Origin of the sequence: Streptomyces sp. KPB2 (assembly GCF_003950055.1) — a bacterium.
GTDB lineage: Bacteria > Actinomycetota > Actinomycetes > Streptomycetales > Streptomycetaceae > Streptomyces > Streptomyces salinarius.
Genome location: NZ_CP034353.1, coordinates 258,606 through 281,194, shown reverse-complemented (window position 1 = coordinate 281,194; position 22,589 = coordinate 258,606). Strand labels below are relative to the sequence as shown.

Here is a 22,589-nt window from a genome sequence, read left to right as displayed (position 1 = left end):
TGTGGCTCCTCAACGCGGTATGAGCAGGGCGGCGTTGGCTTCGTCGGCGCAGGCACGCAGCGCCTTCTCGGGGGTGCTGCGCCCCAGGAGCACGGCGACGATCGCCTGCCCCAGAGCCTGCGAGACCTCCGGGTACGCCGGGTGCACGGGGCGTACCCGTGCCGTCTCCAACGCCGTGGTGAACACGTTCAGGCCCTCGGTGCGGGCGACCTTGTCCTGCCAGGCGGGCAGGGCCTCGGTGCGGCGGCTGAGCGGGAGGCTGCCGGCCTCGATGTCCCAGCGCACGTCCTGCTCGGGCCGGGCCAGCCAGGTCAGGAAGGTGCGGGCGGCCTTCGCCCGGGCCTCGCCGTTGTCGAACACCGTCCAGGTGTCGGGCCCCGAAATGGTGACCGGGCGCCCGCTGAAGGAGGGCAGGGGGACGACGTGGTAGTCGATCCCGGCGGTCTCGATGTCGGGCAGTTGCCACGGCCCGGTGACCACCATGCCCATGCGGCCGGACTGGAACACCTGGTACATCTGCTCGCTGCCGGGCTTGGGATCGACGTACACGCTCTTGTCCCGGGCCAGGTCGGCCACCACCTGGAGCGCCCGGGCGCCGGTGCCGGCGAAGCCGATGCCCTTGCCGCCGTCGTCGACGACGTCGCCGCCCAGGTCCCAGATCAGTGGCCACAGCCGCCACACGGTGTCCTCGTCGCCCGTGCCCGGCCAGCCGGTGCCGAACCGGCCCCGGCCCGACTCGGTGAGCGTGCGGGCCGAGGACACGAAGTCCTGCCACGTCCAGCCGGCCTTCGGCAGCGGCAGACCGGCCTCGCGGAACAGCTTCCTGTTGCAGACCACGGCGAGCGAGTCGAGCACCGCGGGTGCGGCCCTGACCCTGCCGTTGAGCGTGACGGCGTCCCTGGAGGCAGCCCAGTAGCTCTTCCACGGCACGGGGCCCGACCCGACCGTGTCGGTGAGGTCCACGACCTGCGGGCTGCGGGCCACCCGGGCCAGGTCCGACCCGAAGATGTACGCGATGTCCGGGTAGGAGCCGGCGGCGAGGGCGGCCGTCACCTTCTGCAGCATCACGTCGGCGAGCACACCGCCGCCCAGCTTCACCCTGATCTTCGGGTGGGCCCGTTCGAAGTCGGTGACGAGCCCCTCCAGGGCCTTCTTCGCCGTGTCCGCCTGGCCGTGCCACATCTCGACGGTGACCGTGCCGTCGGCCGCGACGCCGTCGTCAGGACCGGTCCCGCAGCCGGTCACCGCGGTGCCCGCGAGTGCCGCGAGGGCGGCGCCCCCGCCGGCCCGCAGCACGCCCCTGCGCGAGGGGCGCGCGGCACGTCGGACCGCATCCATCTGTACCTCCAAGGACTTCACTGTCCGTCGGCCGGGGTCAGCAGGTCTCACGGACGTAGCCGCTGCTGCCCTCCGGCGACACGTCCAGGTCGCGCCGGACGATGCTCAGCTCGTCGCCGAAGCCCGCGCACGCCTTCGACAGGCCCTTGGCGGTGTACTCGATGACGATCACCCGGTCGCCGAACGCGGCCGTGTAGTCGCCGCACTCGTCCCACTCGCCGCACTCCTCGGCGACGGCGAAGTCCAGCCCGTTCCGCTCGCGGTTCGGGGCCAGTTCGACGGTGTTCTTCTGACCGATCGCCAGCCCGTCGGAGTGCGCGCGCTCCGCCAGCAGCCTGATCAGGCCCTGGGCGTCCGCGGCGTCCAGCAGGTCGCCCGCGCGGGTGTAGCTGTCGTAGTTGTCCGGCTCGACGGCCTGGAATCCCTTGTCCGCGCAGCCGTCGATCCACGTGCCGACCTTCGCGGCGATGCGCTCGCGCTTGTCGGCGGTGCGGATGTCGAGGAAGGCCTCGCCCCAGTCGGTGTCGTAGACGACGTCGCCGTTGGCGTCGCGCAGCAACAGGTCGTCGTCCCAGTCGCCCTCGGCGCCGGGCTGGGCCTGGAAGGCGTTGACGTAACAGATGTTGTACAGGCCCGGCGCGGGGGAGGCCGTGTGGTCGCGGCTGACCACGTCCACGCCGGCCGGCGGGGTGTAGGCGCCGCCGATCTGGTAGTCGAAACCCGCGTGCGCGGGGGGCGGGGTGTAGGCGGCCGCCTCGGCCCGGGCGCTGCCCGGGACGAGGGCGGCGGCGGTGACGAGAACGGCGGTGGCGCCCAGGCCGGCCAGCACCGGCTTCCTACGGGTGTGCACCTGCGTACGGCTCATGGTTCGAGCTCCGGAGGGGTGGTGGGCACGTCCCCGCCTCGGAGGCGCGTGGCCGTCCTGGCGACTCAGTCCGGGCTTCTGGCGCGAAGCCAGCTACCGGCTGGGCGTACCTCTGCCGCCGATCACACGGCATCGGCGTTGATCGGGAGTAAATCGACCGGATCCAGCGCCTGTCAAGGGTTCGAAGCGAGAGAGCATGTGCGTGAAAATGATCGGAAAGAGCTTTTTCCATGCAGGATCAATCATCATGCGTCGATGCCCGGCCGCCCGGGAACGATGGATGCGTGCCAGGTGGGAGCCGTGATCGCACGGCTCCCGTGGGGCTGGTAGCGTCGCGTGGTCGCGGCGGGCGGCGCGAGAGAGGTGTCGGTGCGTGGGAGAGCGGCAGGACCGTGAGTGGGTGGCGATGACGCCGGGCGACTTCGACCGTGACGCCCCCCTGGTCCTCAACGTGAGCACCGGGCCCGCCGCCGTCCCGGCAGAGCCGGACGAGTACGGCACCGCCCCCCTGTTCGGCGAGGCGGCACCCGCCCCCGGCACCCGGCGCCGCAAGAGCCGGGGACGGCCTTCGGCGGCCCAGGAACCGCTGTTCTGACCGTCCCCGCACGGGTGCCTCCCCGCCAGGGTCAGGAGGCGGGCACCTCGTCCACGAACCCGGTGCCGGCGGCGCGGTACCCGGCGACCTTCGCGGCGACCTCGGCCGGGGTGAGCACCTGGTCCTTGACGTGCAGGACGTAGTCGACCTGCTGGTCGTAGGCGCGCGGCGTCGTCGACGTTTGGCCGTTCAGGTCGATCAGCCACTGGTTGAAGTTGATCGACATCGGCCGCTCGGGCAGGTACCGCGCGTCGTGGGTGCCGAACACCTGTCCGTCGACGTAGTACGTGATGGCACTGTCGTCGATGGTCACCACCAGGTCGTGCCAGCCGGCGTAGCTGCTGCGCTGCTCCGAGTGCTGGTTGACGGCCTGCCAGGGATCGGGGTCGTAGGTCTCCCACGAGGTCGTGTACAGGATGTTCGACGGCTCGCCCCACCCTCCGTTCGGCAGGTACTCGAAGTCGTACTCGGCGTAGTCGTCGGCCATCGGCGCCTTGAGGTCGTTGATGGTGAAGAACGTCTGCACCAGGTGGTCCCCGTCGGGCCCCGACTTCGGCGCGTCGGAGAACCTCACGCGGGCCGCGTAGGTCCCGTTCCGGAACTTCGTGGACTTGGTCAGCACCTCGGTCTGCGTGGTGGAGGCGCCGGTGCCTGCCGTGGAGGTCTCCAGGTTCATCACCGAGTTGCCGCCCGAGGAGACGAAGGTGACCTTCGACGGGTCCCAGGTCGCCCCGGGCACGCCGGGCCCGCCGGAGTTGGCGCGCACGCTCCAGCCGTGCGCGGAGAGCGCGGGGTCGGAGTGCGAGCCGTAGTCGAAGTCGTCGAACAGGGTCTGACCACCACCGGGCGGGTCCGTCGGGTCCGCGGTGGTCCCGCTCGCGCTGGTGCGGTACTGGACGGCGAGCCCGTCGGCCGCGGTGGCCGCCCGGGCGGGGAGGGCGGTCAGGGCTCCGCCGCCCAGCAGCACGGCCAGGGCGAGCGCCAGGCGGGCGCGGCCCGCGGAGGGTCGGTTGCTCATGCGGTTCCTTTCGGTACGGCTCCCGCCTGCGCGGAAGCCTCGGTGGGTGGTGCGCGGTGTGGGGGAACGACAGGGGGCCGGCCGCCGGCGGGTTCAGCGGCCGCCGCCCACGCGGGGCGGGACAGGGGCAGGGGCCGCGGGTCGGCGTGCGGGACGCCGGCCCAGACCCGGTCGGCGAGCGCGCACAGCCGCGGGTAGGTGAGGTACTCGATGTGCTCCGGCGTCCGCACGAACTCCGTCCACAACTGGCCTGGCGCCCAGCAGCCGGGACGCCGCCTCCGGCGTCGGCGGCGCGAGGTCCGCGCGATGAATCAGGGTTGCAGCGCGCGCGGCCCCGCGAGCGCCTCACGGGCGGCACGGGCACGCGCCCGGGGGCTGCGCTCCCACTCCGTGGTGGGGACCTCGTCGCCGCCGATGTGGACGTACGGCGAGGGGAAGACGTCCATCACCTCGTCCAGGACGGTGCGGAAGAAGTCCGGCGCCGAGCACCAGCGCGGAGGGCAGGGCGAGCGAACGGTACTTCACGGTTCACCTCTGGGAGAGCGGGGACGGACGACGCACCCATACTTGACCAGTAAGGGGCGCTTGGCTTACCAGTCGGTGTTGCTCGAAGGTGGCATGGACCAATGAGAGCGTCAACCCCTCACGTATGTACGGGCTTTCGGCCCTGTCGATGCGAAGTTTGGCTGGTTCGCGACCGATGTGGACAGGTAAGCTCGGCTGACCAGTAGACCAGTCACAGGAGTACTGCATGGAGATCGACGCCGCCGCCTCCGGTGCGGTGCTCAAGCGGGAGCGCGTCCGCGACGCCATCCTGGAACTCGTCGAGGAACGGCGCCCGGGGGACGCGATTCCCTCGGAGCGCGTTCTGTGTGCCGAACTCGGCGTCTCGCGTCCCACGTTGCGGGCGGCGGTCGACGAACTGGTGGTCGCCGGGCTGCTGGTGCGCGAGCACGGCCGGGGCATGTTCGTCGCCGCCGAGAAGATCACCCAGGAACTGGTCTCCGGCCGGCAGGCCTTCAGCCTTCCGCAGGCCGCCGGTGCCTGGACCAGCAGGGTCCTGGAGGTCCGCACCCTGCCCGCGGGCGCCCGGGTGGGCCGCAAGCTGCGTATGTCGCCCGCGGCGCAGATCCACTACGTGGCCCGCCTGCGCCTGGTCGACGGATCACCCATGGCCATCGAGTACCTGCACGTACCGGCCGACCTCGTCGCGGACCTGACCAGTGAGGAACTGGAACAGGGCGACCTGTACGAGCACCTGGGCGAGCGGCACGACGTCCGGGTCAGTGAGGCCGTGCAGTCCATCGAGCCCACCGTGGTCACCCGCGCGGAGGCCGACCTGCTGGACGTGCCCGAACTCTCCCCGGCGCTCCTCTTCGAGCGCCTGACCACCGACACCCGGGGGCGGCCCGTCGAGTACGTGCACTCCCTCTACCGGGGCGACCGCTACCGCATCGTCTCCCGGCTCACCCTGGGCCCGCGCGACCGGGCGACACTCCCCGGCGACGGACACCACCCGGGCATCCCGCCGGGGGACTTCACCACCAAGGATCCCGTCACGCTCTCCACGCGCGGAGTGGTGCAGGACGGGATGTAGCGGCGCCGTCTCCGACCCTCCCGGTGCGTGGAAGTGCTCGGAACGGCTGCGCATCGAGCACGTATTGACATGTCACGGCGGAGCCCGCAGAGTCATGCCCCGAAAGTGTTCGACAGCTCGACAGTTCGACAGTTCGACAGCCCGACGTTGCCCGACAACGCCCGACCGCGCCCCGACCGTGATGCGAACGCCACGAGGAGTGTTGCCGTCATGTCCCGAACGCCCGCTGTCTCCCGCCGACTGCTCCTGGGCTCCGCGGCCGCCTCCGGCGCCCTCGCGGCCGGGATCGGGGCCGCCGCCCCCTCCGCCGCGGCATCCGACGAGGCGCCCCGCCGCAGGCCGGGCCAGAAGTCGATGATCGGCGTGCCCTTCGCCGCCCACAGAACCGTCCGCGTCGGCATCATCGGTCTCGGCAACCGGGGCGGGAGCATGATCACCGGCTGGGCGGCCGTGCCCGGCTGCACCGTCACCGCCGTCTGCGACATCCGCGCCGACCGGGCCGAGCGCGCCGCCGACCGCCTGGAGAGCAAGGGCAGGCCGCGTCCGGCCGCGTACGGCGGCTCCGCCGACTCCTACGCACGGATGCTCCGCCGCGACGACATCGACCTCGTGTACATCGCCACGCCCTGGGAGTTCCACTACGAGCACGGCCGGGCCGCGCTGCTCAGCGGCAGGCACGCCGTCGTGGAGCTCCCCATCGCGACGGAACTGCGCCAGCTGTGGGATCTCGTCGACACCTCGGAACGCACCCGCAGGCACCTGCTCCTGTCCGAGAACTGCAACTACGGCCGCAACGAGCTGGCCATGCTGAAGGCGGCACACGACGGCCTGTTCGGCGACATCACCAACGGCCACGGCGGCTACCTGCACGACCTGCGCGAACTCCTGTTCTCCGACACCTACTACACGGACTCCTGGCGCCGCCTGTGGCACACCCGCAGCACCGCCTCCTTCTACCCGATGCACGGTCTCGCCCCGATCGCGGCGGCCATGGACGTCAACCGCGGTGACCGCATGACCACCCTGCGCGCCACCACGACGGCCCCGAAGGGACTCGCCGACTACCGGGCCCGCTTCGTCCCGCGCGACCATCCCTCCTGGAAGGAGACCTACATCAACGGTGACCTGGTCACCTGCCTGATCGAAACGGCACGGGGCAGGACGATCCGCGCGGAGCACGACGTGAGTTCGCCCCGGCCCTACAGCCGTATCAACACCCTCGCCGGCAGTCGCGGCATCGTCGAGGACTACGCGGGACCCGCCCCGACCGGCGCCCGCATCTACGTCGAACCGGACCACAGCGGCCACACCTGGCGCGACTTCGAGGCCTACCGCAAGGAATACGACCACTGGCTGTGGCAGAAGGTCGGCGACGACGCCGCGAACAACGGCGGCCACGGCGGCATGGACTACGTCCTGCAGTGGCGCACCGTCCAGCTGATGCGCGCGGGACTGGTGCCCGACATCGACGTCTACGACTCGGCCGCCTGGTGCTCGCCCGTGCCCCTCAGCGTCACGTCACTGGCCAGGGGCGGCCGCCCCGTCGAGATACCGGACTTCACCCGGGGTGCCTGGCGGGAGCGCAGGCCCGGCCTCGACTCGGAGCCCACCGACATGCCGCCCGTCGGCTGAGCACGGCACACCGGCCGCCACGCGGGCCGGGACGCCCTACCGCGCCAGGACCTCCTCCGGGCCCATGACGACGACCGGTTCCTTGTCCGGGTCCAGGGTGGTCAGCAACGTGCGCATGTGCTCCTCGCTGAGGGACACGCAGGCGTTGGTCGGCCCGTCGTGGTCCACGTGGAGCCAGACCCCGCCGCCCTTGTCCTCGCCCAGGGGGCGCGTCTTGTCCAGCGGGGTGGTGCCGGGCACCCGGTTGTAGTCGATGGCGATCACGTAGTCGAACGACCCCTCCAGGGGCTCGCCCAGATATCCGGTGCCCGACACGGAGAACGCCGGATCCTCGTCGTAGGGGAGCAGGGTGCCCGGGTCGGGCAGCCTGCCCCCCGCGTCGCTGAGGCCGAAGACGCCGATGGGCGTGTGCAGGTCGCCCGCCTCGTGGTCGTCGGTCCAGCCGCGCAGACCGTTGTGGGCGGGCCACGGACCGGCGACCGCCCGCCAGCCCTCGCCCGGATATTGCTCGTAGAGCACCACCCGGGCCTCGGACGAGTCCTCGGTCTCGCCCGTGACCACCACGGCCTGCCGGGTGCCGGCCGGGAGACGCTCCCGCACGGCCGGTCCGACGCCGGGCAGTGGACGGGGGAAGGAACGCGGGGGAGCGGGGCGCGGGGCCGCGGAACTCGCGGGTGCCTGCGCGTCCTGCGAGGAGGCGCCCGCGGGCTCCCGGGCGCAGCCGGTCGCCAGCGCACCGGTGCACATGACGGCGCCGATCACCAGGGCCAGCGCTTTCCTGACGGTCATATCGATCTCCGACTCCGTGGGTGGACTCTTCATAGCTAGACCACTTCCGGAACCGGGTTGTGCGGCCGCCTCGCCGTCTCCCCCGGATGGCGCAGCGGAGACCCGCGCCACGGTGGCCGAGGGGGCGAGCTCGGCAACATGGTTGCCGCTCGGACCCCTTACTCACTGGTGGGGCTCGGACATGCCGTGTAGCGTCAGCAGCAGATGTCGTGGTTCGCCCAGACCGCCCGCGCCGGAGTGCGGGCGGTTTGCTGTGCAATGCCGGAGGACCAGGACGACCACCTCCGGGTTCGCGCGGTGCGGATCCGATAACGGCTGAAAGGCAAAAGGCATGGCCAGCGGAACCGTCAAGTGGTTCAACTCTGAAAAGGGCTTCGGCTTCATCGCGCAGGACGGCGGCGGCCCCGACGTCTTCGCGCACTACTCCAACATCAACGCCACGGGCTACCGCGAGCTGCAGGAAGGCCAGGCCGTCACCTTCGACATCACCCAGGGCCAGAAGGGCCCGCAGGCGGAGAACATCACCCCCGCCTGACCGGGAGATCGTCCAGCGGGGCGGGCCCCCGGGAAACGCTGGTTTCCCGGGGGCCCGCCCTGTGGCACACCGCCGCCCGCGGTACGCGCGCGGCCGTCAGGGAACGCGGCGGAAGAAGTCCAGCAGGGCCGCCGTCAGCTCGGCAGGGGCGTCCTCCTGGACCAGATGGCCCGCGTGGGCGATCGGCTCCCACCGGGCACCGGGGACGAGAGCGGCGAGTTCGCGTCCCTTGGCCACGGGAATCCACGCGTCGTCCTCACCCCAGCAGACCAGCGTCGGGACCTGGAGACCGGCGTACCGCTCCTGTACCTCGTCGGTGTACCGCTGGTCCGCCTGGGCGATCTGCCGATAGAAGGCCGGCTGACCCGTTTCGCCGAGCCAGGGCTCGACCAGCCGGTCCAGGACCGCCGGGTGCAGCCCCGGACCGCCGGTGGAACCCACGTACTCGCGCACCAGCGCCCGGTGCAGCGCCCCGGGCAGCCGCCCGAAGACCTCGGCGTTCTCACGGACCAGCCGGAAGAACGGCGACCCCCAGGGCGCCAGCGCGACCGGGTCGACCAGGGCGAGCGCCCCGTACCGGGCGCCGTGCAGCAGATGCGCCCGCAGCGCGACGGCGCCGCCGAAGTCGTGGGCGGCCACGAGAGGACGCCGCAGCCCCCAGTGATCCAGCAGCTCCGCGAAGACCCGCCCCTGCGCAGCCAGGGACACGTCCTGCCCCTCGGACTTCTCCGACAGCCCGTAGCCGGGCATGTCCCAGACGAACACCTGGTGGTCGCGGGCCAGCGAGCGGGCCACCGCCCGCCAGACGTACGAGGAGAAGGGCGTGCCGTGCAGCAGCACCAGCGGGCGCCCGTCCGGAGCGCCCAGCCGGTTCCAGCGGACGGTGCCCGAAGCGCTGGGGAACGACTCGGGCAACGGCCATGCGGACATGGTGCGGCTCCCTTTCGGTACGACTCGGTACGGCGCCGTACGGCGCGGGGTCAGGGCGTCACGGCTTGCGGGCGAGCCCGCCGTGCTCGCCGATGATGTCCGGCTGGTCGGCGCCCGCCTCCGGACGCCACCGGGTCACCGGGACCACGCCGGGCTCCACCAGCTCCAGACCGTCGAAGAACGCCGTGATCTGGTCGACGGTGCGCAGGATGTACGGTGCGGCGCCGCTCGCGTTGTAGGCGTCCTGGGCCCGGTCGAACTCCGGGTCGATGCCGCGAGAGCCGTCGTTGATCGAGAGGTAGCTGCCGGACGGCAGGGCGTCGACGAGCCGGGCGGCGACGGACCGCGCCCGGTCGTAGTCGGGGATGTGGCCCAGGATGTTGCTGAGGATCAACGCGATGGGCTTGTCGAAGTCCAGCGTCTCGGCGGCCGCCGCGAGGACGGTGTCGGGGTCGAGCACGTCGGAGTCGATGTACGAGGTCGCGCCCTCGGGGGTCGAGTAGAGCAGCGCGCGGGCGTGCGAGAGGACCATGGGGTCGTTGTCGACGTAGACGATCCGCGCCTCGGGCGCGATGCGCTGGGCGACCTCGTGGGTGTTGTCGGCGGTCGGCAGTCCGGTCCCGATGTCGAGGAACTGCCGGATGCCCGCCTCGGCGACCAGGTGGGTGATGTTGCGGCGCAGGAAGGCGCGGCTGCTGCGGGCGATGGTGACGATGCCGGGGAAGACGGCGGTGTAGGCGTCGCCGGCCTGCTCGTCGACCGGGTAGTTGTCCTTCCCGCCCAGCCAGTAGTTCCAGATCCGGGCCGAGTGCGGCACAGACGTGTCGATCTTCTGCTGTGCGGCGTTGGCGGGGGTCGAGGGGTCGCTCATGGGTGCGGTCCGTCTTTCAGCCGAGGCGTGGGTGCTTGACCACAACCTACGTCGCAACGGCCTCTTCCTGTACACCGGTTAACCGACCGGACGGGTCAGACCGCCTCGCCCGCCACCGCGGCGCCGAGGGCGTCGACGCACTCGGCGAGGAGCTGCCGCAGCGTCTGCTCCCCGGGCCCGTGGATCCAGCGACCGAAGGCCACCTTGAGCACGGCGATCGCCGCCTCGGCGGCCAGCCGCGCCGTCAGGTCCGCCACGCCGCGGTCCCGCAGCGCGTCGGCGAGCGCACCGGAGAGGGACGCGAGCTTGATCAGCTCTCGTTCGCGCAGTTCCGCGTTGGCGTCGATGACGCTCTGCCGCAGGCGGACCAGGTCCCCGCGCTCCTCGAAGACGTCCGCCGCGGCGTCGAGGGCGGCCACGGCCGCCTCCATCGGCGTCGCGGCGGGGGGCGCCGCCGCGACGGCGCCCACGCAGAGTTCCTCGAGCCTGCCGGAGCCGGCGAAGAGGACTTCCCGCTTGTCGGCGAAGTGCCTGAAGAACGTCCGCTCCGTCAGCCCCGCACGCCTGGTGATCTCGGCCACCGGGGTCTGTTCGTAGCCGCGCTCCACGTACAGCTCCAGCGCCGCCTGCTCCAGGCGGCCGCGCGCGTTCGGCTCCCATCGACCCATGCCGCGGAGTCTACGCGAGGGCAGCCACTGTCATGATCGGCGTCCTCCGGTCCCTCCCACCGCGCGGGGTCGCGTCCCGGCAGGCCGGGCGGGCAGGGCCGGTGCCGCGGTGCCGCGCCGCCGGTAGACCAGGTAGGGCCGGACCAGATATCCGACCGGTGCGCTCCAGACGTGCACCAGCCGGGTGAAGGGCCACGCGGCGAAGAGCAGACAGGCGCTCAGCGCGTGGAGCCGGAAGAGCAGCGGGGCGTCGGCGATCGCCTCCGGCCGGGGCGCGAGCACGAACAGGCCGCGGAACCAGACGGACACCGTGCCCCGGTAGTCGTACCCGCCGCCGAAGACGTTGTGCGCGGCGGTGGCGGAGATGCCCAGCAGCACGGTCAGGGTCAGCAGCGGGAACAGCACCTTGTCGCTGCGGTCGGTGCCCAGCCGGATCCGCCGGGACAGCAGCCGCCGGGCGCACAGCATGCCGAGCCCCGCCACCATGGCCACGCCCGCCACCGAACCGGCCCACACCGCGCCCGTGTGGTAGAGGTGCTCGTCGATGCCCACGGCGCCGGTCCAGGAAGCGGGTACGGCCAGGCCCACCACGTGCCCGGCGATCACCATGAAGGCGCCCAGGTGGAACAGCGGGCCGCCCCAGCGCAGCCACCGGTGCTCGAGGAGCTGACTGGTGCGCGAAGTCCAGCCGAACTGGTCCTGCCGGTAGCGCCACACGTGCCCGGCCACGAACACGGCGAGACAGACGTAGGGGACGGCGACCCACAGCAGGAGTTCGGCGCCGGTCGCGGGCGCGGCGAGGGGGGACGAGGAAGTGGTGTTCATGAGCGGCCTTCGGTGCGGGGGGCGTCCGCCGTGTGCGGGGCCAGGGTCGGAGGGGCGGCCATCGGCGGGACGAAGGCGGACCGCGGGGCGAACTCGCCCTGCCCGTAGGCCGGGTGGACGTCGGCGGCTCCGTAGGGATCGAGGCCCACCTGCTCGTCGGGCGGGCCCTCGGCGGCGAGCCGCGCCACGGCCGCCCGGTCCGCGTCGGTCGCCGGCGGCAGCAGGGTCAGCAGGGCCGCGAGCAGGTGGCGGTACGGCGAGCCGGACTCCGCCAGCGCGTGCCGGATCAGCTCCAGGCCGCGCCGGTGCATCCGCAGCGGTGCCTCGCCCGTGCCGGGGCCCGCGAGCGCCGCGAACTCCAGCACGACCGGCAGATGGTCGGGCAGCTCCACGCCGTCGGTGTCCCACCCGGCGGCCCGGTAGCGCCGGGCCAGGGTGAGCAGCGCCATGCCCCGGCGCCGGGTGTCGCCGTGCAGGTAGTAGGTGAGGTACAGGCTGCTGCGGCGGCGCAGGTCGAAGGTCTCGACGTAGTGCCGGGCGAGCGCGTCGGGCTCCTCGCGGGCGAACCAGTCCATGAAGGCGCCCAGTTCGTGGGCGGCCGCCGATTCCGGCAGCGCCGCCACGGCGGACACCAGCCGCGGCCGGTGCGAGGCCAGTTCCTCGTCCGGGTACTGCGTCAGCAGCGACAGCAGACGCAGCAGCAGCGCCCGGTCCTCCGCCTCTCGCGGTGACACCGGCACCCGGCGCCGGACGGCCGCGCGGACACGGGTGCGGACGATGGCCGGGACGGTGGTGGGCAGCGGGCTCATGCGGAACCTTCCGACGGCGTACGGCGCAGGGTGGGCATGCCGAGGGCGACCTTGCCGCCGGCGGACTCGACGGGGCAGCCGCTCTCCACGGCGCCGAGCGCGGCCGCGTCCTCCTTGTGCGCGGCCGGCACCACGTAGCGGTCGGCGTACTTGGCCACCGCCAGCAGCCGGTGCAGGTCCCGGGCGTCCGCTCCGGTCAGCCCGACCGCGCCGAGCGCCGCTTCGTCGCCCGCCTCGCCGAGGGACACGGCGCGCATGTACGAGCGCAGCGCGGTCAGTTTCATCAGCACCCCGCCCACCACGTCCGGGTCCCCGGCCGTGAACAGGCTCGCCAGGTATTCGAGGGGGATGCGCAGCCGGGTCACCGCCGCGAACACGTGGTCCGGGTCGTCCTGGTCGCCGCCCGCCACGCTGACGGCGTCCAGGACGGGGGAGAGCGGAGGCACGTACCAGACCATCGGCAGGGTGCGGTACTCCGGATGCAGGGGCAGCGCCACCCGGTACCGCGCCACCAGGTCGTACACGGGGGAGCGGCGGGCCGCCTCCAGCCAGTCCTCCGGAATGCCGGACGCCCGCGCCGCCGCGAGCACCTCCGGATCGCGCGGGTCCAGGAAGACGCCGCGCTGGGCGTCCAGGAGGTCCTGCTCGTCCGGGGTCGCCGCCGCCTCGCCCACCCGGTCGGCGTCGTACAGCAGCAGGCCCAGGTAACGCAGCCGGCCGACGCAGGTCTCCGAGCAGACGGTGGGCTGGCCCGCCTCGATCCGCGGGAAGCAGAACGTGCACTTCTCGGCCTTGCCGGTGGCGTGGTTGACGTACACCTTCTTGTACGGGCACGCCGTCACGCACATCCGCCAGCCCCGGCAGCGGTCCTGGTCGACCAGGACGATGCCGTCCTCCACCCGCTTGTACATCGCGCCGGACGGACAGGCCGACACACAGGCCGGGTTGAGGCAGTGCTCGCACAGCCGGGGGAGGTGGAAGAGGAAGGTCTGCTCGAACTCGAAGCGGACCTTCTCGGCCCACTCCCCGCTCAGGTTGGGGTCGCCGCCCGCGTGCTCCGGCGCACCGCCCAGGCCGTCCTCCCAGTTGGCGCCCCAGGTGATGTCGGCGGGCCGGCCGGTCAGCACCGAGCGCGGCCGGGCGACCGGCAGGTCGGGGCCTGCGGGCGCGCTCACCAGGTTGTCGTAGTCGTAGGTCACCGGCTCGTAGTAGTCCTCGATGACCGGCAGGTCCGGGTTGGAGAACAAGGAGAGCAGCCGCCTGACCCGGCCGCCCGAGCGCAGCACCAGCCGCCCCCGGCGGTCCAGGGTCCAGCCGCCCTTCCACTTCTCCTGGTCCTCGTAGCGGCGCGGATAGCCGATGCCGGGCTTGGTCTCCACGTTGTTGAACCAGGCGTACTCGACGCCGGTGCGGTTGGTCCAGGTCTGCTTGCAGGTCACCGAACAGGTGTGGCACCCGATGCACTTGTCGAGGTTCATCACCATGGCGACCTGGGCCATCACCCGTCCGACGGTGGATTGGCCACGGGGCATGTCAGTACTCCACTCGCTGGCTTCGGCGGCGGATCACGGTGACCTCGTCGCGCTGGTTGCCGGTCGGCCCGTAGTAGTTGAAGGCGTAGGTCAGCTGGGCGTGGCCGCCGGCCAGGTGTGTGGGCTTGAGCAGCAGCCGGGTCAGCGAGTTGTGCATGCCGCCGCGCCTGCCGCCGATCTCGGTCCTCGGCACGTTCACGGTCCGGTCCTGGGCGTGGTACATGTACACCGTGCCCTCGGGCATCCGGTGGGTGACCACCGCACGGGCCGCCACGACGCCGTTGCGGTTGTAGGCCTCGACCCACTCGTTGTCCCGGACGCCGATCCGCTCCGCGTCGGCCGTGGACATCCAGATCGCCGGGCCGCCCCGGGACAGGTCGAGCATGTACTTGTTGTCCTGGTAGTTGGAGTGGATGGACCACTTCGAGTGCGGGGTCAGGTAGCGGACGGTGACCTCGGCCCGGCCGTCCTCGTGCAGGTGCTCGTCGCCGTAGTGCCCGATCGCGTTCAGCGGGGGCCGGTAGACGGGCAGTTGCTCGCCCAGCTCGGCCATCCAGTCGTGCTGGACGAAGAAGTGCTGGCGGCCGGTGAGGGTGTGCCAGGGCTTCTTGTGCTCGACGTTGATGACGAACGGCGAGTAGCGGCGCCCGCCGGCCTCCGAGCCCGACCACTCGTACGAGGTGATGACCGCGCGGGGCTGGGTGCGGGTGTCGGCGAAGGTGATCCGCTCGGCCTCGCGCTCGGCGGCCAGCTCCACCAGTCCTTCGCTGCCGGTCTGCCGCTCCAGCTCCCGGAAACCCTCCGTCGCCAGGCGGCCGTTGGTGGTGCCGGACAGGGCGAGGATCGCCTCGCACATGTCGGAGGCGGTGGCCAGCGACGGGCGCCCGGCGCCCACCCCTTCGCGCACGGTGCCGCAGCGGTGCCGCAACTCCTCGATCTCCCGGCCGGGGTGGACGGTGACGCCCTTCGTGGTCGTGCCGAGGGTGTCCAGGAGCGGGCCGACGGCGCGGATCTTCTGCGCGACGGCCGCGTAGTCCCGCTCGAGCACGACCAGTTTCGGCATCGTCCGCCCCGGCACCGGCTCGCACTCGCCGGCCCGCCAGTCGCGCACCACGCCGCCCGGCTGGGCGAGTTCGTCCGGGGTGTCGTGCTGCAACGGCATCGCGAGCACGTCGGTGCGGGTGCCCAGGTGCTCGGCCGCCAGCTCGCTGAACCGGTCGGCGATGCCCAGGAAGGTGTCGTAGTCGGTGCGCGACTGCCACGGCGGTGCGATGGCCGGGGTGAAGGCGTGCACGAAGGGGTGCATGTCGGTACTGGACAGGTCGTCCTTCTCGTACCAGGTCGCCGCCGGCAGCACCACGTCGGACAGCAGCCCCGTCGAGGTCATCCGGAAGTCCATGGTGACCAGCAGGTCCAGCTTCCCCTCCGGCGCCCGCTCGTGCCACACCACCTCCTCGGGCCGCTGCTCCGGCGGGGTCTCGGCCGAGCGGACGGCCGCGTCGGCACCCAGCAGATGGCGCAGGAAGTACTCGTTGCCCTTGCCCGAGGAGCCCAGCAGGTTCGCCCGCCACACGGTGAGCACCCGCGGGAAGTTGGCCGGGTCGTCGGGGTCCTCGACCGCGAACCGCAGCCGTCCGGCCTTCAGCTCGTCCACGACGTGCTCGGCGACCGGGCGGCCCGCGGCGGCCGCCTCGTCGGCCAGGTCCAGCGGATTGCGGTCGAAGCCCGGGTGGCCCGGCGTCCAGCCCAGGCGCACCGCCTGCGCCAGGCAGTCCGCGAAGCCCTTGCCCCGGAACCGGCCCTCCCCGAGCGGGGACGCCAACTCATCGGGACCGAAGGCCTCGTAGCGCCACTGGTCGGTGTTGAGGTACCAGTACGAGGTGCCCGCCATGTGCCGCGTCGGCCGCTGCCAGTCGAAGGCGAACGCCAGATGCTGGAAGCCGGTCAGCGGGCGGACCTTCTCCTGGCCGACGTAGTGCGCCCAGCCGCCGCCGTTGACGCCCTGGCAGCCGGTCATGGTGGTCAGCGCCAGGAACGCGCGGTAGATGGTGTCGGAGTGGAACCAGTGGTTGGTGCCGGCCCCCATGGCGATCATCGAACGGCCGCCGGTGCGCTCGGCGTTGCGCGCGAACTCGCGGGCGATACGGGCCGCCTGCGCGGCCGGCACCGAGGTGATCGTCTCCTGCCAGGCGGGCGTGTACGGCTGGTCGGCGTCGTCGTACGAGGCGGGCCAGCTGCCCGGCAGGCCGGGCCTGGACACCCCGTACTGGGCCAGCATCAGGTCGAAGACGGTGGTGACCCGCCGGCCGCCGATCCGCCGTACCGGGACCCCGCGCACCATGACCGAGCCGCCCTCGGTGGCGCCCTCGTCGAACCGGGGCAGCGCCACCTCCGCCGTCTCCTCGGCCGTCTCCAGCAGGCTCAGCTCGGGCTCGACGCCGTCGAGGTCGAGGTTCCAGCGGCCCCGCCCGGCCTCCCCCCACCGGAAGCCGAGCGAGCCGCCGGGGACGACCGTCTCGCCGGTCGCCCCGTCCAGGAGCACCGTCTTGAACCGCGCGTGCTCCTCCTCGCCGCCGAGGTCGGCCGCGGTGAGGAAACCGTCCGGGACCAGCCCGTGACCGCTCTCGCGCAGGGTCACCAGGAACGGTGCGTCGGTGTAGGTGCTCAGGTAGTCCCAGAAGTACGGCACCTCGCGGTCGACGAGGAACTCCCGCAGGATCACGTGCCCCATGGCCATCGCCAGCGCCCCGTCCGTGCCCGGGTGCGGAGCCAGCCATTCGTCGGCGAACTTCACGTTGTCCGCGTAGTCGGGCGAGACCGCGACGACCTTCGTACCGTTGTAGCGGGTCTCGGTGAGGAAGTGCGCGTCCGGGGTGCGGGTCACCGGGATGTTGGAGCCCCACATCACCAGATAACCCGCGTTCCACCAGTCCGCCGCCTCCGGCACGTCCGTCTGGTCGCCGAAGACCTGCGGGGAGGCGGGCGGCAGGTCCGCGTACCAGTCGTAGAACGACAGCAGCGTGCCGCCGATCAGGGACATGAAGCGCGAACCGGCCGCGTACGACGCCATCGACATCGCCGGGATGGGGGAGAAGCCGGCCACCCGGTCCGGGCCGTACGCCTTGACGGTGTGCACGTGCGCGGCGGCGACCATCTCGTTGACCTCGTCCCAGCCGGCGCGCACCAGACCGCCCTTGCCGCGGGCCCGCTTGTACGCCCGCGCCTTCGCCGGGTCACCGGTGATCTCCGCCCAGGCCGCCACCGGGTCCCCGAGACGGCGTCGGGCCTCGCGCCACAACTTCAGCAGCGCCCCCCGGACATACGGGTAGCGGACCCGGCCGGGGGAGTAGGTGTACCAGGAGAACGACGCCCCGCGCGGGCAGCCGCGCGGCTCGTACTCGGGGCAGTCGGCGCCGATGGAGGGGTAGTCCGTGGCCTGGTGCTCCCAGGTGATGAGGCCGTCCTTGACGTACACCATCCACGAGCAGGACCCGGTGCAGTTCACACCGTGGGTGGAGCGCACCACCCTGTCGTGCGACCAGCGGTCGCGGTAGAAGCCCTCCCATCGTCCGTCGTCCTCACCGAACACGGCGCGGCCGTCGGCGGACACCTCCCGGCGGGTCAGCAGCCTGCGGGCGGCCAGCGGCCAGTTCTCCGCGGCGCCCGACTGCCGGCGCCGCCCCTCGCGATCGTTCTCCATGGTCCGGAACGCTAGGCCGCGCCCGCCGGGCACACCCGGGGTCGCGCGGCCCCCGCCCGCTGGGCGACCGGCCCCCTTCCCGCGCCCGCTACGGGGACCAACGGCCCCGCGAAGAGGGCCGGTCGGCGCGGGGCCCGGCACGCCCCCGGGTGCATGCTGACGGTGATCGACGGGCGCCGCCCATCGGTCCGACGCACCCGCGGGCCGCCGGCCGCTGAAATCCCCCGTCCCCGGCCGGCTCACCCGGGTGCGTCGGGGCGCCCGCCCGGACGGTCACGCGTCCGGCCGTCCACCACGGCCGGACGCGATCAACACCACGGGGCGCGCCGCCAGGACGGGCGCGCGACGAGCACCGCCCGCCGCGTCGCGCGGCCGGCGGGGCCACCCGGCCCGCCGCCGGGGGCCGTTCACCCCTCCCCCCGGGTACGGCGGCGACGCAGGGTGAACGGGAAACGGGCAGAGCTTTCGCGAAGGAGCCGCCATGCAGACCCGGGAAGTCGACGCCGCCGCCGTCCAGACCCTGCTCGCCGCGGCCGTCGCGGCGCCGTCCGTGCACAACACGCAGCCCTGGCGGTTCGGCCTGGACGCGGACAGCCGGACCGTCGAGGTACACGCCGACCACGCACGGTGGCTCCCGGCCGCGGACCCCGGGCGGCGCGCCCAGCACCTGTCCGTGGGCGCCGCCGTCCTCAACCTCCGCCTGGCCGCCGACCATTTGGGCTGGGACCCGGCCGTCGAACTGCTGCCCCCGGTCGGCGACCCGAGCCTGCTGGCGACCGTACGCCTGGCCGAGCGCCCGCCGAACGGTGCGGAGCGGTGGCCGGGCGAGCCACCCCGGCCGGGCGTGCTGTACGAGGCCGTGGAGCGCCGGCACACCAGCCGGATGCCCTTCACCGGCCGCCCGGTGCCCGATCCCGTCGTCACGGAGATGGTCGCCGCCGCCCGCGCCGAGGGGGCGTACCTGGACGTCCCCGACATCGTCGCGACCCGCCGCCTGCTGCGGCTGACCGCGGCCGCCGAGGCCCGCAACGCCGCCGACGCCGAGCGCGTCGCCGAGACCCGCGCCTGGCTCACCGCGCCGGGCTCGGCCTCCCCCTATGGCATCCCCGCGACCGCCCTGGGACCCCGCGACGGCTCCGGGCACGTGCCGATGCGCGACTTCGCCGCCCCGCTGCCCGCGCTCGGCCGCCCGGCCATGCGCTTCGAACGGCACGTCCAGGTGGCCCTGTTGTGGACCTCGCACGACCGGCGCGAGGACTGGCTGCGCGCCGGGCAGGCCCTGCAACGCGTGCTGCTCACCGCCACCGCGCACGGCGTGCGCACCTCGATGCTGCACCAGGCGATGGAATGGCCCGACCTGAGGGCGGCGATGAGCGGCACCCGGCAGCGCCACCACCCGCACCTGCTGATCCGGTTCGGCTACGGACCGGAGGGCGGCCGCACCCCGCGCGCCGCCGGGACCCCCGGCCCTCCCGCCGGGGACCCTGCGACCGCCGGACGGGACCCCCGGCCCATGCCGTCGCACCGCCGTACGCCGCGAGAGTGATCAAGGACGAACTCCGCGACGGACGACGGAATCGAGGACGGACGGCATGGTCCAGCAGATGAGCGAGCAGCGGGACACGGCACCACCGGAACGCACGGACGGGCCCGGGCCCGTACCCGGCCGGGCCTGGCCGATGCTGGCCCTGGCCACGGCCGGGTTCGCGGTCAACTTCTGGGCCTGGGCGCTGCTGAGCCCGCTCGGCCCCCGCTTCAAGGAGAGCCTCGGGCTGACCTCGTTCGAGCAGTCGCTGCTGGTGGCGGTGCCCGTCGTGGTCGGCTCCCTCGGCCGGATCCCGGTCGGCGCCCTCACGGACCGGTACGGCGGGCGCGTCATGTTCCCGCTCGTGTCGGCGGCCACCATCGTGCCCGTGCTCTACGTGGGTCTGGCCGGGCACTCGTCCCTGGCCGCACTGCTGGCCGGCGGCTTCCTCCTCGGGATCGGCGGCACCTCCTTCGCCGTCGGCGTGCCCTTCGTCAACGCCTGGTTCCCGCCCGAGCGGCGCGGCCTCGCCATCGGCGTCTTCGGCATGGGCATGGGCGGCACCGCGATCAGCGCCCTGTCGACGGTGAAGCTCGTGGACGCGTACGGCACGTCCGCCCCGTTCCTGATCACCGCGGCGGTGCTGGCGGTGTACGCGGTGGCGGCCGCGCTGCTGCTGAGGGACGCACCCGGACGCGCCGTCCCCACCGAGCCGCTCGCCCGGCGGCCGGCCGCGACCCTGCGGCTGTCCCTCACCTGGCAGGCGTCCGCGCTGTACGCGGTGGCCTTCGGCGGCTACGTCGCCTTCTCCGTCTACCTCCCCACCTACCTGAAGACCGGCTACGGGCTCACCCAGGCCGACGCGGCGAACCGCATGGCCGGGTTCGTGCTGCTCGCCGTGGCGATGCGCCCGGTGGGCGGCTGGCTCTCCGACCGGATCGGACCGGTACGGGTGGTGACCGGCACGCTGGTGGTGGTGCTGGCCGCGGCGCTCGTCCAGTCCTCGACGCCCGCGCTGACCCCGGTCGGCACCGCCGCCTTCCTGTCCCTGGCCGGCGCGCTCGGCGCGGGCAGCGGCGCGGTGTTCGCCCTGGTGGCCCTGCTGGCCCCGGCGAACAGGCTCGGGTCGGTCACCGGCGTCGTGGGCGCAGCCGGCGGCCTCGGCGGCTTCGTGCCACCCCTGGTGATGGGCTCCCTCTACGGCACCTACGGCTCGTACGCGCTCGGCCTGCTCCTCCTCGGGGCCGTCGCCGCGGCGGCACTGACGTACACCGCCACCCGGCTGCGCCGCACGACTGCCGGTCGCTGACCCCGGGCAGCGCCCTGCCCCCGCCGGCCGCGTGACCGGCGGGGGCAGGGCGTCGTCGTCAGGCCCGCGGCTGCGCGGCGTCCGCCAGCCACAGGTCGGGGCCGAACACCTCGTAGCGGATGCGGCGGGCCGGGACACCGGCCGCGAGCAGCTGGGCGCGCACCCCGCGCATGAACGGCAGCGCACCGCACATGAACACCGAAGCCCCGTCGGGCAGTTCGAGCCCGGACAGGTCCATCAGGCCACTACGCGCCGCGGGCTCCTCGGGGCCGGGGCGTTCGTACCAGAACACGGCACGGGCGTCCGGCAGCCGCTCGACCAGCTCCCGCGTCTCGGCGCGCAGGGCGTGCTCGGCGGGGGACCGGTCGGCGTGCAGGACCAGCACCCGTCGGGTGGACCCCAGCGCGGCGAGGTGCGACAGCATCCCGGTGAGGGGCGTGCAGCCGATGCCCGCCGAGACCAGCACGACGGGGGCCCGGTCCCCGGCGTCGTCGAGGACGATGTCGCCGGACGGCGTCGACAGGGTCAGCTCGTCACCGCGGCACACGTCGCCGAACAGCAGGTTGGAGACCTCGCCGTCCGGTGATCCGTCGGCGCCGGTGACCCGCTTGACGGTGATCCGGCGCAGCTCGCCGCCCGGCTCCGCGGACAGGCTGTACTGCCGCAACTGCCGTACCCCGTCGGGCATCAGCACGCGCACGCTGACGTACTGGCCGGCCCGGGCGCGCGGGGCGGGCTTCCCGTCGGCCGGGCGGATCACGAAGGACACCACGTCCGCGGTCTCCGTACGGCGCTCGACCACCGTCCAGGGCCGCCAGACCTGGCCGGGCCGCAGCCCCGCCTCGTGGTACAGACGCGCCTCCATGGCGATCAGCGCGCCGGCCATCAGCCAGTACACCTCGTCCCAGGCCGCCGCCACCTCCGCGGTGACCGCGTCGCCCAGGACGTCGGCTATCGCGGCGAACAGGTATTTGTGCACGATCGTGTACTGGTCGTCGGTGATGCCCACGGAGACGTGCTTGTGCGCGATGCGCTCCAGCAGGGCGTCCGGACGGGTGTCCGGGTGGTCGAGGAGCGCGCCCGCGAACGCGGCGATCGAACCGGCCAGCGCCCTGCGCTGGGCGCCGCTCGCCTGGTTGCCCCGGTTGAACAGCCCGTCGAGCAGTTCCGGCCGGTCGTGGAACATCGTGGCGTAGAAGCGCGAGGCGATCTCGTCGAGCGCTCCGGTCACGGCGGGCAGCGTGGCCCGGACCACGGACGCGGACTCTGCGGACAGCATGGAACCTCCCGTAAGGGGATGGGGGAGTCGATGACCGCGGCACTGGATGCGGCGGCGACTTCCTGTGTATCAGCGGGCGGCCCGCGTTTTTGCCCCGTCGCGCCCCGGGCGGCGTACGCGGGACCAACGGACGCCGGAACAGGGCCGTTGGTCCCCACGGGGTCGCGTCATGCCGGGGCTCAAGGTCCCTGGGGCAGGACTCCCTGCGGCCCTGCCCCCGCACCGTCGGACGGTGTCACACCGTCGGCGAGGGCCGTGCCTCGGTGAGCCGGACGCCGGTGATCAGGTCGGGGACGATCCGGATCGCGTAGTCCATCGACCGGTCCACCCAGGGGCGCAGCAGGGCCTGATAGCGGGTCAGTTCCCCGGGGTCGGTGACCGGTTGCGCGTATCCGGTCACCACCACGCTCCAGCCCAGGTGCGTGTCCGGGTCGATGGAGTCGGCCTCGTAGGCGACCACGACGCCCGGATCACCGGCCTTCCACGTGCGGGAGGTCAGGGCCGCCCCCTCGTGGGTGCGGATCACGATGTCGCCGTCGTCCAGGACGTGGTTGACCGGCCGGATCGTCGGCAGCGCCTGCCGGGTGAAGACGACCCGTCCCAGGGACACGCTGCCCAGCAGCGCGAGTGCCTCCTCGGCGCCCAGCTCGATGCTGCGCCGCGGCGCCACCGGGGCCGAGGGGACGTGCTCGCAGGTCATGGCATGCTTTCGTCTCGGTCACAGGTACGGTCGCTTCATTGGAGCGCCGTCCGTGAGCCGTGCGCTAGGGCC

At 72.9% G+C, this 22,589-nt stretch carries 18 protein-coding genes and 2 pseudogenes; 6 read left to right on the top strand and 14 right to left on the bottom strand.

Features of this window, described 5'->3' with window-relative positions:
- Window positions 1–9: 9 nt before the first annotated feature.
- Window positions 10–1,338: an ABC transporter substrate-binding protein gene (locus D1J63_RS01210; protein WP_125627330.1), complete on the bottom strand. Its 1,329-nt coding sequence runs from the start codon at window positions 1,336–1,338 to the stop codon at window positions 10–12.
- 37 nt (window positions 1,339–1,375) lie between these two features.
- On the bottom strand, window positions 1,376–2,203 hold the full coding sequence (locus D1J63_RS01205; protein ID WP_125627329.1) for an endo alpha-1,4 polygalactosaminidase: 828 nt from the start codon (window positions 2,201–2,203) through the stop codon (window positions 1,376–1,378).
- A 373-nt stretch (window positions 2,204–2,576) separates the two neighbouring features.
- On the opposite strand from D1J63_RS01205, the gene D1J63_RS01200 reads away from it, so the two are divergent.
- Window positions 2,577–2,798, top strand: coding sequence for a hypothetical protein (locus D1J63_RS01200; protein WP_125627328.1), 222 nt, complete (start codon window positions 2,577–2,579; stop codon window positions 2,796–2,798).
- A gap of 31 nt (window positions 2,799–2,829) precedes the next feature.
- On the opposite strand, the pseudogene D1J63_RS01195 reads toward D1J63_RS01200, so the two are convergent.
- Window positions 2,830–3,660: pseudogene (locus D1J63_RS01195) on the bottom strand (glycoside hydrolase family 16 protein); the annotation flags it as partial.
- A gap of 152 nt (window positions 3,661–3,812) precedes the next feature.
- Window positions 3,813–4,292: pseudogene (locus D1J63_RS01190) on the bottom strand (family 20 glycosylhydrolase); the annotation flags it as partial.
- Window positions 4,293–4,567: 275 nt separating this feature from the next.
- Between D1J63_RS01190 and D1J63_RS01185 the strand changes: the two are divergent.
- On the top strand, window positions 4,568–5,413 hold the full coding sequence (locus D1J63_RS01185) for a GntR family transcriptional regulator (protein ID WP_125627326.1): 846 nt from the start codon (window positions 4,568–4,570) through the stop codon (window positions 5,411–5,413).
- Window positions 5,414–5,623: 210 nt separating this feature from the next.
- Window positions 5,624–7,045, top strand: coding sequence for a Gfo/Idh/MocA family oxidoreductase (locus tag D1J63_RS01180; RefSeq protein ID WP_125627325.1), 1,422 nt, complete (start codon window positions 5,624–5,626; stop codon window positions 7,043–7,045).
- 36 nt (window positions 7,046–7,081) lie between these two features.
- On the opposite strand, the gene D1J63_RS01175 is transcribed toward D1J63_RS01180, so the two are convergent.
- Entirely contained in the window at window positions 7,082–7,834 is a 753-nt protein-coding gene (locus D1J63_RS01175) for a hypothetical protein (protein WP_125627324.1), read from the bottom strand.
- A gap of 331 nt (window positions 7,835–8,165) precedes the next feature.
- Between D1J63_RS01175 and D1J63_RS01170 the strand changes: the two genes are divergently transcribed.
- A complete protein-coding gene (locus D1J63_RS01170) occupies window positions 8,166–8,369 on the top strand; it encodes a cold-shock protein (RefSeq protein ID WP_019330262.1) in 204 nt (67 codons plus the stop codon).
- 96 nt (window positions 8,370–8,465) lie between these two features.
- Here the strand turns inward: D1J63_RS01170 and D1J63_RS01165 are convergent, their stop codons facing one another.
- The 7 genes from D1J63_RS01165 to D1J63_RS01135 form a co-directional block, all read right to left on the bottom strand.
- The gene (locus D1J63_RS01165) at window positions 8,466–9,299 is read right to left on the bottom strand and encodes an alpha/beta fold hydrolase (RefSeq protein WP_125627323.1); all 834 of its coding nucleotides are present in this window, start codon (window positions 9,297–9,299) and stop codon (window positions 8,466–8,468) included.
- Window positions 9,300–9,357: 58 nt separating this feature from the next.
- Window positions 9,358–10,170 (bottom strand): SAM-dependent methyltransferase, encoded by an 813-nt coding sequence (locus D1J63_RS01160; RefSeq protein WP_125627322.1) that lies wholly within the window; start codon window positions 10,168–10,170, stop codon window positions 9,358–9,360.
- 95 nt (window positions 10,171–10,265) lie between these two features.
- The gene (locus tag D1J63_RS01155; protein ID WP_125627321.1) at window positions 10,266–10,838 is read right to left on the bottom strand and encodes a helix-turn-helix domain-containing protein; all 573 of its coding nucleotides are present in this window, start codon (window positions 10,836–10,838) and stop codon (window positions 10,266–10,268) included.
- Between the two features lie 30 nt (window positions 10,839–10,868).
- Window positions 10,869–11,663 (bottom strand): respiratory nitrate reductase subunit gamma, encoded by a 795-nt coding sequence (gene narI / locus D1J63_RS01150; protein ID WP_125627320.1) that lies wholly within the window; start codon window positions 11,661–11,663, stop codon window positions 10,869–10,871.
- Window positions 11,660–12,472, bottom strand: coding sequence for a nitrate reductase molybdenum cofactor assembly chaperone (narJ, locus tag D1J63_RS01145; RefSeq protein ID WP_125627319.1), 813 nt, complete (start codon window positions 12,470–12,472; stop codon window positions 11,660–11,662). Before narJ ends, narI begins: the two co-directional genes overlap by 4 nt.
- Window positions 12,469–14,004, bottom strand: a complete 1,536-nt coding sequence (narH, locus tag D1J63_RS01140; protein ID WP_125627318.1) for a nitrate reductase subunit beta — start codon at window positions 14,002–14,004, stop codon at window positions 12,469–12,471. The genes narJ and narH overlap by 4 nt, the downstream gene beginning before the upstream one ends.
- A gap of 1 nt (window position 14,005) precedes the next feature.
- The gene (locus D1J63_RS01135; protein WP_125627317.1) at window positions 14,006–17,704 is read right to left on the bottom strand and encodes a nitrate reductase subunit alpha; all 3,699 of its coding nucleotides are present in this window, start codon (window positions 17,702–17,704) and stop codon (window positions 14,006–14,008) included.
- Between the two features lie 481 nt (window positions 17,705–18,185).
- On the opposite strand from D1J63_RS01135, the gene D1J63_RS01130 reads away from it, so the two are divergent.
- Both D1J63_RS01130 and D1J63_RS01125 read left to right on the top strand, forming a co-directional pair.
- A complete protein-coding gene (locus D1J63_RS01130; protein ID WP_125627316.1) occupies window positions 18,186–19,250 on the top strand; it encodes a nitroreductase family protein in 1,065 nt (354 codons plus the stop codon).
- Window positions 19,251–19,308: 58 nt separating this feature from the next.
- A complete protein-coding gene (locus tag D1J63_RS01125; RefSeq protein WP_125635100.1) occupies window positions 19,309–20,538 on the top strand; it encodes an MFS transporter in 1,230 nt (409 codons plus the stop codon).
- A gap of 58 nt (window positions 20,539–20,596) precedes the next feature.
- Here D1J63_RS01125 and D1J63_RS01120 read toward each other — a convergent pair whose 3' ends face one another.
- Together D1J63_RS01120 and D1J63_RS01115 are read right to left on the bottom strand one after the other, a co-directional pair.
- Window positions 20,597–21,817: a globin domain-containing protein gene (locus D1J63_RS01120; protein WP_125627315.1), complete on the bottom strand. Its 1,221-nt coding sequence runs from the start codon at window positions 21,815–21,817 to the stop codon at window positions 20,597–20,599.
- Window positions 21,818–22,052: 235 nt separating this feature from the next.
- On the bottom strand, window positions 22,053–22,517 hold the full coding sequence (locus tag D1J63_RS01115; protein ID WP_102929908.1) for a pyridoxamine 5'-phosphate oxidase family protein: 465 nt from the start codon (window positions 22,515–22,517) through the stop codon (window positions 22,053–22,055).
- Window positions 22,518–22,589 lie beyond the last annotated feature (72 nt).